11 protein-coding genes are annotated in these 12,897 nt (G+C 61.8%); 10 read left to right on the plus strand and 1 reads right to left on the minus strand.

All coding sequences use genetic code 11. The annotated features are described in order from the left end of the window. Positions 1–105 precede the first annotated feature (105 nt). From R6254_RS08090 to R6254_RS08125, 8 genes are all read left to right on the plus strand, one after another. A complete protein-coding gene (locus R6254_RS08090) occupies positions 106–888 on the plus strand; it encodes an ABC transporter ATP-binding protein (RefSeq protein ID WP_318405835.1) in 783 nt (260 codons plus the stop codon). 142 nt (positions 889–1,030) lie between these two features. Next, positions 1,031–1,960, plus strand: coding sequence for a branched-chain amino acid ABC transporter permease (locus R6254_RS08095; RefSeq protein WP_318405837.1), 930 nt, complete (start codon positions 1,031–1,033; stop codon positions 1,958–1,960). Positions 1,961–1,971: 11 nt separating this feature from the next. Beyond that, the gene (locus R6254_RS08100; protein ID WP_318405839.1) at positions 1,972–3,048 is read left to right on the plus strand and encodes a branched-chain amino acid ABC transporter permease; all 1,077 of its coding nucleotides are present in this window, start codon (positions 1,972–1,974) and stop codon (positions 3,046–3,048) included. 57 nt (positions 3,049–3,105) lie between these two features. Continuing rightward, on the plus strand, positions 3,106–4,437 hold the full coding sequence (locus R6254_RS08105; RefSeq protein ID WP_318405841.1) for an ABC transporter substrate-binding protein: 1,332 nt from the start codon (positions 3,106–3,108) through the stop codon (positions 4,435–4,437). A gap of 113 nt (positions 4,438–4,550) precedes the next feature. Beyond that, positions 4,551–5,360, plus strand: a complete 810-nt coding sequence (locus R6254_RS08110) for an ABC transporter ATP-binding protein (RefSeq protein ID WP_318405843.1) — start codon at positions 4,551–4,553, stop codon at positions 5,358–5,360. 137 nt (positions 5,361–5,497) lie between these two features. Beyond that, positions 5,498–6,757 carry a phenylacetate--CoA ligase family protein gene (locus R6254_RS08115; RefSeq protein ID WP_318405845.1) on the plus strand — a complete coding sequence of 420 codons (1,260 nt, stop codon included), beginning with the start codon at positions 5,498–5,500 and terminating at the stop codon, positions 6,755–6,757. 86 nt (positions 6,758–6,843) lie between these two features. After that, the gene (locus R6254_RS08120) at positions 6,844–7,830 is read left to right on the plus strand and encodes a tripartite tricarboxylate transporter substrate-binding protein (protein ID WP_318405846.1); all 987 of its coding nucleotides are present in this window, start codon (positions 6,844–6,846) and stop codon (positions 7,828–7,830) included. Between the two features lie 144 nt (positions 7,831–7,974). Further along, complete coding sequence (locus tag R6254_RS08125) at positions 7,975–8,985, plus strand: Bug family tripartite tricarboxylate transporter substrate binding protein (protein WP_318405848.1); 1,011 nt, start codon at positions 7,975–7,977, stop codon at positions 8,983–8,985. A 153-nt stretch (positions 8,986–9,138) separates the two neighbouring features. Here R6254_RS08125 and R6254_RS08130 read toward each other — a convergent pair whose 3' ends face one another. Beyond that, positions 9,139–9,462 carry a DUF1840 domain-containing protein gene (locus R6254_RS08130; protein ID WP_318405849.1) on the minus strand — a complete coding sequence of 108 codons (324 nt, stop codon included), beginning with the start codon at positions 9,460–9,462 and terminating at the stop codon, positions 9,139–9,141. Between the two features lie 147 nt (positions 9,463–9,609). Here R6254_RS08130 and R6254_RS08135 point away from each other — a divergent pair, with 147 nt between their 5' ends. Both R6254_RS08135 and R6254_RS08140 read left to right on the plus strand, forming a co-directional pair. Continuing rightward, positions 9,610–10,350, plus strand: coding sequence for a 2OG-Fe dioxygenase family protein (locus R6254_RS08135; RefSeq protein WP_318405851.1), 741 nt, complete (start codon positions 9,610–9,612; stop codon positions 10,348–10,350). 199 nt (positions 10,351–10,549) lie between these two features. After that, positions 10,550–12,850, plus strand: coding sequence for a bifunctional salicylyl-CoA 5-hydroxylase/oxidoreductase (locus R6254_RS08140; RefSeq protein ID WP_318405853.1), 2,301 nt, complete (start codon positions 10,550–10,552; stop codon positions 12,848–12,850). Positions 12,851–12,897: the final 47 nt, after the last annotated feature.

Raw genomic sequence — 12,897 nt, forward strand, 5'->3', positions numbered from 1 at the left:
CCCCCGAATACCAGTTCGAGCCGCGGAACCGGCTTTGCCGGGCCACAGGCGGGCGGCCCCCTCGGGGGGCAGCGCAATACACGCAGTGACAAGCGTGGGGGCTCTATGACCAAGAAAATAGGCGACGTCATCCTGGACGTACACAACATCAGCCTGAGTTTTGGCGGGGTCAAGGCCTTGTCGGATATTTCCTTCAATGTGAAGGAACACGAAATCCGCGCCATCATCGGCCCCAACGGCGCCGGCAAAAGCTCCATGCTCAATTGCATCAACGGCGTCTACACGCCGCAGCAAGGCTCCATCACTTTTCGCGGCCAGACTTTCAAACACATGAACAGCCACCAGGTGGCGGTCATGGGTGTGGCCCGCACCTTCCAGAACCTGGCGCTGTTCAAAGGCATGAGTGTGCTCGACAACATCATGACCGGGCGCAACCTGAAGATCAAAAGCAATCTGCTGCTGCAGGCCTTGCGCATAGGCCCGGCCCAGAAAGAAGAGTTCCAGCACCGCGAAGCCGTTGAAAAAATCATCGACTTTCTGGAGATCCAGGCCTACCGCAAAACCCCGGTGGGGCAACTGCCCTACGGTCTGCAAAAACGTGTGGACCTGGGCCGCGCGCTGGCGATGGAGCCGCAGGTCTTGCTGCTCGACGAACCCATGGCCGGCATGAACGTCGAAGAAAAACAGGACATGTGCCGCTTTGTGCTCGACGTCAACGACGAGTTTGGCACCACGGTGGTGTTGATCGAACACGACATGGGTGTGGTCATGGACATTTCCGACCGCGTCGTGGTGCTGGATTACGGCAAAAAAATCGGCGACGGCACACCCGACGAGGTGCGCAACAACCCGGATGTGATCCGGGCTTACCTCGGAACCTCTCACTAACCATGCACCGCAACATGACCATTGAACCAACCAATGCAAGCGGCCGCCGTGGAACCGGCTTTGCCGGGCCACTGGCGGCGTCCCCTGCAAGGGGAGAGGCGGCTACGCGAAGCGAGCCCGCAACAGGGGTGGGGGAATAACTATGGCCTTTTTTTTAGAAACACTACTTGGCGGCCTGATGGCCGGCATGTTGTATTCGCTGGTCGCCTTGGGCTTTGTGCTGATCTTCAAGGCGTCCGGCGTCTTCAATTTCGCGCAAGGGGCCATGGTCTTGTTTGCCGCACTGGCCATGGCCCGCTTTTCGGAATGGATTCCGCAGTGGACAGGCATCACCAGCCTGGTGTTTGCCAATGTGCTCGCCTTTGTCATTGCCGGCATCATCATGTTTGTGGTGGCCTGGCTGATCGAACGCCTGGTGCTTAGCCACCTGGTCAACCAGGAAGGTGCGACGCTGCTGATGGCCACGCTGGGCATTGCCTATTTTCTGGAGGGCCTGGGCCAGACCTTGTTCGGTAGCAGCATTTACAAAATCGACATCGGCATGCCCAAGGAGCCGATTTTTGTCCTTGAATCCGTTTTTCAGGGCGGGGTGCTGCTCAACAAGGAAGACCTGATCGCCGCCGGCATTGCCGCCGGCCTGGTTGCGCTGTTGAGCGTCTTTTTCCAGAAAACCGCCACCGGCCGCGCCCTGCGCGCGGTGGCCGACGACCACCAGGCGGCGCAGTCCATCGGCATTCCGCTCCAGCGCATCTGGGTCATTGTCTGGTGTGTGGCTGGCGTGGTGGCACTGGTTGCCGGGATGATCTGGGGCAGCAAGCTGGGTGTGCAGTTTTCGCTGGCCACCGTGGCCTTGCGCGCCTTGCCGGTGGTGATTCTGGGCGGCCTGACCTCGGTGCCGGGCGCCATCATTGGCGGGCTGATCATTGGTGTCGGTGAAAAACTCTCCGAGGTTTACCTCGGGCCGTTTGTCGGCGGTGGCATCGAAATCTGGTTCGCCTATGTGCTGGCGCTGGGCTTCCTGCTGTTCAGGCCCCAAGGGCTTTTTGGTGAAAAAATAATTGACCGGGTCTGAGAGAAAAGAACATGCTTTACAGAGAAAACGGTCAATTCAAAACCACTTACCAGGCGGATCAGCAGATCTTCCCGATTCTGCAGGACCGCATCTTCGTGGCCCTGTTCCTGCTGCTTGCATTTGTGGCCGTGCCCATGCTGGCCAGCGACTATCTGTTCCGAGCCATCCTGATTCCCTTTCTGATCATTTCACTGGCTGCACTGGGCGTGAATATCCTGGTCGGGTATTGCGGCCAGATTTCGCTGGGCTCGGGGGCGTTCATGGCGGTCGGCGCTTACGGCGCTTATAACTTCTTTGTGCGTATTCCCGGCATGCCGCTGATCCCGGCCTTGATCCTGGGCGGTTTGTGCGCCACCTTCTTCGGCATTCTGTTTGGTTTGCCGAGCTTGCGTGTCAAAGGCCTGTACCTGGCCGTGGCCACGCTGGCCGCGCAGTTTTTCAGCGACTGGATGTTTCTGCGCATCAAGTGGTTCACCAACGACTCGCCCTCCGGCTCGGTGTCGGTCAACAACCTGCAGGTTTTTGGCCTGCCCATCGACAGCGCCCACAGCAAATACTGGTTGTGCCTGGCCATCCTGGTGGTGATTGCGCTGCTGGCCAAAAACCTGGTGCGCGGCGCCATCGGCCGCGAGTGGATGGCGATACGCGACATGGACGTGGCGGCCGCCGTGATCGGCATCCGCCCCATGTACGCCAAGCTCAGCGCGTTTGCGGTCAGCTCTTTCATCATCGGTGTGGCCGGCGCGCTCTGGGGCTTTGTACACCTGGGCGCCTGGGAGCCCGCCGCCTTTTCCGTCGACTTCTCGTTTCGCCTGCTGTTCATGGTGATCATTGGCGGGCTGGGCTCCATCCTGGGCGGCTTCCTGGGCGCGGCCTTCATCACCGTGCTGCCGATTGCCCTGAGCCAGGCCCTGCCGGCGCTGGTCGGCTTATTTGGCATCGAAATTTCGACGGCAGGTATTTCACACGCCGAACTGATGATTTTTGGCGGCCTGATTGTCTGGTTCCTGATCGTGGAGCCACACGGCCTGGCCAAGTTGTGGTCCATCGGCAAGCAAAAACTGCGCTTGTGGCCATTTCCACATTGAGATTCGGATGTCGTTTTTTTCAGGGTGCTTTGCTTTTACTTTTCAGGAGACAAGATGATGAAGATTCGAAATTTGATTCTGGCCGTGGCAGCCATCGCCGCTGGCGCTTCGTCACTGGTGACGACCAGCGCCTTTGCTCAAGCCAAGGAGCAGTTTTTCCCGCTGCTGTCTTACCGCACGGGGCCTTATGCGCCCAATGGGGTGCCCTGGGCTAACGGCAAGCAGGACTACCTCAAGATGATCAACGCCAGGGACGGCGGCATCAACGGCGTCAAGCTCACCTACGAAGAATGCGAAACCGGTTATGCCACCGACCGCGGCGTGGAATGTTACGAACGGCTGAAGGGCCGTCCGGGCGTGGCGGTGTTTGATCCACAGGCCACGGGCATCACCTTTGCACTGACCGAAAAAGTCGCGGCCGACAAGGTTCCGCTGATCACGCTGGGTTACGGCTTGTCGGTATCGCAGGACGGCCAGGCCTTCAAATGGAATTTCCCGCTGATGGGCAGCTATTGGACCGGCGCCGACATTCTGATCCAGCACATCGGCAAAAAAGAAGGCGGCCTGGACAAACTCAAGGGCAAAAAAATCACCTTGGTTTACCACGACTCGCCGTTTGGCAAGGAGCCGATTCCCCTGCTGCAGGAGCGGGCCAAGATGCATGGCTTCGACCTGCAACTGCTCCCCGTGACGGCACCGGGCGTCGAGCAAAAATCGGCCTGGCTGCAGGTACGCCAGACCCGGCCTGACTACGTGTTGCTGTGGGGTTGGGGCGTGATGAACTCGACCGCGTTGAAGGAAGCCCAGGCCACGGGTTATCCGCGCGACAAGATGTATGGCGTGTGGTGGGCCGGCGCCGAACCTGACGTGAAAGACGTGGGTGAAGGGGCCAAGGGTTACAACGCACTGAACCTGAACACCTCGGGCCAGCAGCCCAAGGTGATCCAGGACATCCTGAAATACGTGCACGAAAAAGGCCAGGGAACCGGCCCCAAGGATGAAGTCGGTTCGGTGCTGTACACCCGCGGCGTGATCATCCAGATGTTGTCCAACGAAGCCGTGCGCCGTGCACAAGAGCGTTTTGGCAAAGGCAAGGTCATGACCGGCGAGCAAGTACGCTGGGGCCTGGAAAATCTGGCGCTGGACCAGAAACGCCTGGACGCCCTGGGCTTCGCAGGCATCATGCGGCCGCTCTCGACCTCCTGTTCCGACCACATGGGTTCGACCTGGGCGCGCGTGCAAACCTGGGACGGCAGCAAATGGGGTTTCAGCTCCGACTTCATCCAGGCGGATGAACAAATCATCAAACCCATGGTCAAGGCCGGCGCCGACAAATACCTGGCCGACAAAAAAATGACACGCCGCACTGCGGCCGATTGCCAGTCCTGAGCTGATCACCTTCCCCAACCCTCCCGCCCTGCGGGAGGAGGTGGCTCCCAGGAGCCACCAACGGAAAGGGCTGCAGCGCGGGTCTTTCCCTTGGTTCAACCGGACATATCTTCATGAGTGACTCACACATCGTTCTCAACGTCAATGGCATCGAGGTCATCTACAACCACGTGATCCTGGTGCTCAAGGGGGTGTCCCTGCAGGTGCCCGAGGGACGCATCGTGGCCATTCTGGGCGGCAACGGCGCCGGCAAGACAACCACCCTGCGCGCCATCTCCAACCTGCTCCAGGGTGAACGCGGGGCCGTCACCAAGGGCAGCATCGAGTTGCGCGGTGAACGTATTGAAAACCTGTCGCCAGCCGACCTGGTGCAGCGCGGCGTGGTGCAGGTGATGGAAGGCCGTCACTGTTTTGCCCATCTGACGATTGAGGAAAACCTGCTGACCGGCGCCTACACACGCAAAAGCAAGGCCGAAGTGGCCGCCAACCTGGACAAGGTTTACAACTACTTTCCGCGGCTGAAAACCCGGCGTACCTCGCAAGCCGCCTACACCTCGGGCGGCGAGCAGCAGATGTGCGCCATCGGACGGGCCCTGATGGCCAACCCCAGCATGGTGCTGCTGGACGAACCGTCCATGGGCCTGGCGCCGCAGATTGTGGAGGAGGTCTTCAACATCGTGAAAGACCTGAACCAGAAGGAAAAAGTCACTTTCCTGCTGGCCGAACAAAACACCAACATGGCCCTGAAATACGCCGACTACGGCTACATCATGGAAAGCGGCCGGGTGGTGATGGACGGCGCGGCCAGCGACCTGGCCAACAACGAAGACGTCAAGGAGTTCTACCTGGGCGTGGGCGGCGGCGAGCGCAAAAGTTTCAAGGACGTCAAGAGTTACAAACGCCGCAAACGCTGGCTGGCCTAGGCCCCCACGCTGCGCCGCTGCGCGGGTCGCTGCCCCATAGGGGGTGCTGCGCCTGCGGACCGGCGAAGCCGGTTCCGCCGCCCTGGCTGGCTTGTTCGCATCGCACAGAGGTATTGACAGGAATTGGAAGATCTCACATGACAACACATTACGACGCCCTGGAAACGCGCCCCCCGGCCGAGCGCGAAGCCGCCTTGCTGGCGGCCTTGCCGGAGCAAATTGCCCATGCCCGCACACGCTCGCCGGCGTTCAGCGCGCTGCTGGCCGGTGTCGATGCCCTGGCCGTGGACTCGCGGGCGGCGCTGGCGCAATTGCCCGTCATCCGCAAACACGAGTTGCTGGAGCTGCAAAAAGCGGCACGCCAGGCCGGCGGGTCCGGCGATGTGTTTGGCGGTTTCAGCGCGCTGCCTTTCGGCGCACGCATGCCGCGTGTTTTTGCCAGCCCCGGTCCCATTTACGAGCCCGAAGGCGCACGCAAGGACTACTGGCGCATGGCGCGTGCCATGTTTGCCGCAGGTTTTCGCCCTGGCGAGTTGATCCACAACAGCTTCAGCTATCACTTTGTGCCAGCCGGCTCGATGATGGAAACCGGCGCCCACGCGCTGGGTTGCACGGTTTTTCCCGGCGGCACCGGCCAGACCGAACAACAGGTGCAGGCCATCGCGGAGCTCAAACCCGCCGGCTACATCGGCACACCGAGTTTTCTCAAACTCATTGTGGACAAGGCCGCGGAGATGGGTGTGCCGCTGCCCAGCCTGACCAAGGCCCTGCTGTCCGCCGAGGCTTTTCCGCCCAGCTTGCAGGCCTGGTTTGCCGGCCGCGGCATAGACGGCTACCAGTGTTACGCCACGGCGGATCTTGGCCTGATCGCTTATGAAACACCGGCCCGCGAAGGCCTGGTGCTGGATGAACAGGTGCTGGTGGAAATCGTCCGCCCGGGCACCGGTGACCCGGTCCCCGAGGGCGAGGTCGGCGAACTGGTGGTCACCACCTTCAATCCGGACTACCCACTGATCCGTTTCGGCACGGGCGACCTGTCGGCCGTGTTGGCCGGCCCCTGCCCCACCGGTCGCACCAACAGCCGCATCAAGGGCTGGATGGGCCGCGCCGACCAGACCACCAAGGTGCGGGGCATGTTTGTGCACCCCGGCCAGGTGGCCGACATTGCCCGGCGTTTTCCGGAAATCCGCAAGGCCAGACTGGTGGTCAGCGGTGAAATGGCCAAGGACAACATGACGCTCCAGGTCGAGGTCAGCGACCAGCCATCGGGACTGGCGAGCCGGATCAGCGAGGCGATCCGCGACGTGACCAAGCTGCGCGGCGATGTCGAACTGATGGCCCCGGGCAGCCTGCCCAATGACGGCAAGGTCATCGAGGACGCACGCAGCTACAAATGAGTTGGGTGATTGCCCTTACGTAGTTCCCGCGATGGACAGTGCCACGATGGTTTGTAAACTTGGCGCTTAAATTCCAAGGAGACTTCATGAAACGCCTGTTAGTTCTGGCCGTGGCGGCAACCGCCCTGTTCGCCAATGCGCAAACCTATCCCGGCACCAAACCCGTGTCCATCGTGGTGCCATTTGCGGCCGGTGGCCCGACCGACCGAGTGGCGCGCGACCTGGCCGAAGCCATGCGCAAAGCCATGGGCGGCAACGCCAACTTTGTGGTGGAAAACGTCAACGGCGCCGGTGGCACGATTGGCGCGACCAAGGTCGCCAAGGCCAATCCCGACGGCTACACCTTGCTGCTGCACCACATCGGCATGGCCGCGGCGCCTGGCCTGTACCGCAAGCTGCAGTACAAACCGCTGGAAGACTTTGAATACCTGGGCCTGATCAACGAAGTGCCTATGACCCTGATCGGCAAGCCCCAGCTGCCCGCCAACAACTACCGCGATTTCGAGAACTACATCCGCGCCAACGCCGGCAAACTCAACATCGCCCACGCCGGCCTGGGTTCCGCCTCGCACCTGTGCGGTCTGATGTGGCAAGCGGCGATCAACGCCAAAGACGCCATGACCACCATTCCGTTTGGCGGCACGGCACCGGCCATGAATGCCCTGATAGGCGGCCAGGTCGACCTGATGTGTGACCAGACCACCAATACCACCGGCCAGATCGAAGCCGGCCGGGTCAAGGCTTTTGCGGTGACCACCGCCAAGCCGCTGACCAAGCACAAACTGCTCAAGGACTACCCGTCCCTGCAGGAAATGGGCCTGAAAGGCTTTGACCTGACCATCTGGCACGGCCTGTACGCCCCCAAGGGCACGCCACCGGCGATCCAGGCACAGCTCAACACCGCGCTCAAAATTGCGCTGAAAGACCCTGACTTCATCAAGAAGCAGGAAGGCCTGGGCGCCATTGTGGTGACCGACAAACGCATGGAGCCGGCCGCACACAAGGCTTTTGTGGCCAGCGAAATCGCCAAGCTCAAACCCGTGATCGAAGCCGCCGGCAAATTCGCCGACTGATCCAGCAGGACCCCGTCTGCAAGCCGCCTGGCGCAAGCCCGGCGGCTTTTTTCATGCCCACCGGGATTGCCCCGATGGTGGCGACCACACCGGGGCGTACAGTGGCCGCATCACGTTCACCGTCTTCTGACAGGAAACCCCATCATGCACCCAAGCTTCAAGCCAAATCGCCGCCTGGCCCTGACCGGCATTGCGCTGGCAGCTATCTCTTTTATAGCGATTCCAGCCAGCGCCCAAAGCAGCTGGCCAACCAAGCCGGTGCGGATTGTGGTTCCCTTCGCCCCCGGCGGCACCACCGACATCCTGGCCCGCGCCATCGCGCCCGAGCTCTCCAAAGCCTTCGGCCAGCCCTTCATCGTTGACAACCGGGCGGGTGCCGGCGGCAACGTGGGCGCCGACATCGTGGCCAAGTCACCGGCCGACGGCTACACCCTGCTGATGGGCACGGTCGGCACACACGGTATCAACAAGTCGCTGTACGCCAAGATGCCGTTTGACCCGCAAAAAGACTTCGCACCCATCACCCTGGTCGCCGGTGTGCCGAATGTGATGGTGATGAACACAGAGAAGGCCGCCAAGCTGGGCATCCACAATGTGGCGGATTTTGTCGCCTACGCCAAAACCCACCCCGGCCAGCTCAGCATGGCCTCCAGCGGCAACGGCACCTCGATTCACCTGGCCGGCGAACTGTTCAAGTCACAGAACGGGATTTTCATGACCCACATTCCCTACCGCGGCTCCGGCCCGGCTTTGCTGGACATGATAGGTGGCAACGTGGACGTGATGTTCGACAACCTGCCCTCGGCCATGCCGCAAATCAAGGGCGGCAAACTCAAGGCCTTTGCGGTCACCAGCGCCCAGCGTTCGGCCGCCCTGCCCGACCTGCCCACCGTGGAAGAAGCCGGCAAGCTCAAAGGTTTTGAAGCCAGCAGCTGGTTTGGCCTGCTGGCGCCCGCCGGCACCCCGACCGAGATCGTCAACCGCATCCAGCAGGAAGTGGCCAAGTCGCTGAACACCGCGGCCATCAAGGAAAAAATGCTGGCACAAGGCGCCATCCCCAGCGGCAACACACCGCAGGAGTTTGCCAAGCTGATCGACTCGGAAATCAAGAAGTGGGCGCAGGTGGTGAAAGTCTCCGGCGCCAAGGTTGATTAGCGAGCGTGCGGGCCACGTGCGCCGCGAAGGGCAAACGAGCGTGAGGCGCCCCTTCAAGCAGGGGCCGCGGAACCGGCTTCGCCGGGCCGCAGGCGCAGCTGCCCCCTCGGGGGGCAGCACAGTACGCGAAGCGACTAAGCGTGGGGGTCGTATTCAGACGCCCCAGACGATGTCGCAGTTATCCTTGTGGCTGCGTTTGAGCAACTCGATAAAGGGCAGGACGCGCAGGCGCAAGCTCACCGCCGTGCCATCGTAGCCAAAACTGTGTTCTTCGCCACCTTCGGCGTCGGCCGCGTGGCGCTCGGCTTCCTCCCTGACGATGGCGGCTTCCAGGCTGGCAATGGCCGCCGGCATTTGCTCCGGCAGGACGATGCCTTGGGCGCCGGGGTCTTTGCCTATGATCTCCAGCACACGCCGGCCGTTCGGCTCCAGCATGACCAGGTCGCCGGACGCTTTTGATTTAAATTTGTACAGCATGGGCAGTTCCTTTTTTGCATCAACGCCATTGATTATGGGCGTTGTTGGCGGCCGGCGCCTGTAGGCTGCCACCCCGTCCTGCGTCCTGCGCGCCTGTGCCGGACTGGCCAACACCGGGGGCTGTGCGCTGAAGCAAAATAGGCGTCTATGTTCACCATTTCCACCGCTCCAAAGCCTGCCGCACAAGCCTTGAGCCAGGACGGCTTGCGCCTGTTGTCACCCACCGATCTGGCCGCCACCCTGCCGGCCGGCTGGGCCGCCAGTTGGCCCGCACTGGCGGACTCCTGGAACCGCCTGCCGCCGGACGCCCACCTCAAGGACGGCGGCCACTACCGCAAGCGCCGGCACACCTGTTTCGTCCAGGATCTGGCCGACGGCACCCTGGTACAAACGCCGCACCGCGCGCACTGGCAGCCAACCGACTACAACGCCCTGCATGGCGGCTTTGAGCGCTGGTTTGACCCGGTGGAAGCGGCCGTGGCCGGCGCGCCGGCCTGGACCACCCTGCTGACCGGCCTAGGCCAGCTGTTTGCCCAGGTACGGCCGGTGCCGCACTGGTACATCGAGGCCCACCAGTTCCGCATCGACACCGCCGGCGGCGTAGGCCGGCCAACCCCCGAAGGCGCACACCGCGATGGAGTGGACTTTGTCGTCGTGATGCTGGTCGCGCGGCGCGGCGTCAAGGGCGGCGAAACGCGGGTGTTCGACGCCAACGGCCCCCACGGCCTGCGTTTTGTGATGGAGGAGCCGCTGACCACCTTGCTGCTGGACGATGCCCGGGTGATCCACGAAACCACACCCATCCTGCCCCAGGAGACCGGTACCGTGGACGGACACCGGGACACGCTGGTGCTGACTTACCGGGCGGGCGGATTTCAGTCCCCCTAGTCATAGCGCCCCCACGTTCGCTCGCTGCGCGTAGCTCTCTGCCCCCCTAGGGGGCGCTGCGCCTGCGGCCCTGGCCGGCAAAGAGGGCGGCCCGTCTGAAAACCATAACCACTTCCCGGTTTAGGTGAAACCCGCTTGACGAAATTAGTTTAAACCTAAACAATTAAGACTCGATCAATTCACTTGAACGGTCTTGTCAATGCAGATTCTTTGCCTGGGCGGTGGACCCGCCGGTTTGTACTTCGCTTTGCTGATGAAGCTGCAGAACCCGGCGCATCAGATCACCGTGGTTGAACGCAACCGCCCGTTTGACACCTTTGGCTGGGGCGTGGTTTTGTCCGACCAGACGCTGGGCAACCTGCGGGTGGCCGACCCGGTCAGCGCGCAACTGATAGGCGACGCCTTCAACCACTGGGACGATGTGGAGGTGTTTTTCAAAGGCACGTCTGTGCGTTCGGGCGGTCATGGGTTCTGCGGCATTGGCCGCAAGCGCCTGCTCAACATCCTGCAAGACCGTTGCCTTGAACTCGGCGTCGACCTGGTGTTTGAAACCGATGTGCAGGACGACCAGGCCATCGCCGCGAAATACCAGGCCGATCTGGTGATTGCCAGTGACGGCCTGAACAGCCGCATCCGCAACCGTTACGCCGACACCTTCCAGCCCGATGTGGATTTGCGTGCCTGCCGCTTTGTCTGGCTGGGCACGCACAAAACCTTTGACGCTTTCACCTTTGCTTTTGAGCAGACCGAACACGGCTGGTTTGCGGCGCACGCCTACAAGTTTGACGACAACACCTCGACCTTTATTGTCGAAACACCGGAAGCCGTCTGGAAAGCCCACGGCCTGGACCAGATGAGCCAGGAAGATGGCATTGCCTTCTGCGAACAACTCTTCGCCAAATACCTGGACGGCAATGCGCTGATGAACAACGCCACCCATGTGCGCGGCTCGGCGATCTGGATCCGTTTCCCGCGTGTGGTCTGCGAGCACTGGGTCCACCATGCCTCCATCAGCGGCAAGGATGTACCTATCGTGTTGATGGGCGACGCCGCCCACACCGCACACTTCTCGATTGGCAGCGGCACCAAGCTGGCGCTGGAAGACGCGATCGAGCTCAGCCGCTGTTTTGACCAGCACCCCAATCCTCAGCAGGCATTACAAGCCTATGAAGCCGTGCGTTCGATCGAGGTGCTGAAGATCCAGAACGCGGCACGCAACTCGACCGAATGGTTTGAAAATGTGGACCGTTACAGCGGACTCGATGCCGAACAGTTTTTCTACTCGCTGCTGACCCGTTCACAACGTATCAGCCACGAAAACCTGCGTGTGCGCGATGCGTCGTGGCTGCAGGGTTACGAACAATGGCTGGCCAAAAGCCAGGGCCAACCCGCACCGCCGCCCATGTTGCTGCCACTGAAGGTGCGCGAGTTGCAACTGAAAAATCGCATCGTGGTGTCGCCGATGGCGACCTACAGCGCCATTGACGGCATGCCGCAAGACTTTCACCTGGTGCACCTGGGCGCACGTGCGCTGGGCGGTGCCGCCATGGTGTTTGCCGAAATGACCGCGCCCTGCCCCGAAGGCCGCATCACGCCCGGCTGCCCCGGCCTGTGGAACGAGGAACACATGCTGGCGTGGAAACGCATTGTCGATTTCGGACACCGCTCGGGCGAAGGCGTGCGCATGGCCATGCAGCTGGGGCACAGCGGGCCCAAAGGTTCGACCCAGGTCGGCTGGGAAGCGCCCGACGAACCGCTGGCCTCCGGCAACTGGCCTCTGCTGGCCGCCAGCGCGGTTTCTTATGGCCCGACCAATGCGGTGCCGGCGGCGATGACCCAGCAGGACATGGACCGCATCAAAGCGCAGTTTGTCCAGTCGGCGCGTTATGCGGTGCAAGCCGGTTTCGACTGGCTGGAGTTGCATTGCGCCCACGGCTACTTGCTGTCGAGTTTCATCACGCCGCTGACCAATCTGCGCACCGATGACTACGGCGGCTCCCTGGACAACCGCTGCCGTTATCCGTTGGAAGTTTTTGCGGCCATGCGTGTGATCTGGCCGGCGCATCTGCCCATGAGTGTGCGTATCTCGGCCCACGACTGGGCGCCTGGCGGCAACACCGCCGACGATGCGGTGGAGATCGCGCGCCTGTTCAAGGCCGCCGGCTGCGACTTCATCGATGTGTCTTCGGGCCAGACCACACGTGCCGCCAAACCGGTCTACGGTCGCATGTACCAGACACCGTTTGCGGACCGCATCCGCAACGAGGTCGGCATCCAGACCATTGCCGTCGGTGCGATTTCGGAAGTCGATCACGTCAACAGCATCATCGCGGCCGGGCGTGCCGATCTGTGCGCGATTGCACGCCCGCACCTGGCCGATCCGGCCTGGACCTTGCACGAAGCGGCCAAGTTGCAAAGCCGGGCGGTGGACTGGCCGAAACAGTATCTCAGCGGCCGGGACCAGCTCTACCGCGAACTTTCCAAGCAAAAACAGGCTTGAGCCCAGTATGGACGGACGCAAGCAGCTATCAAAACAATAGCGATAGC

The organism is Polaromonas potterensis (genome assembly GCF_033446725.1).
Lineage (GTDB): Bacteria > Pseudomonadota > Gammaproteobacteria > Burkholderiales > Burkholderiaceae_C > Polaromonas.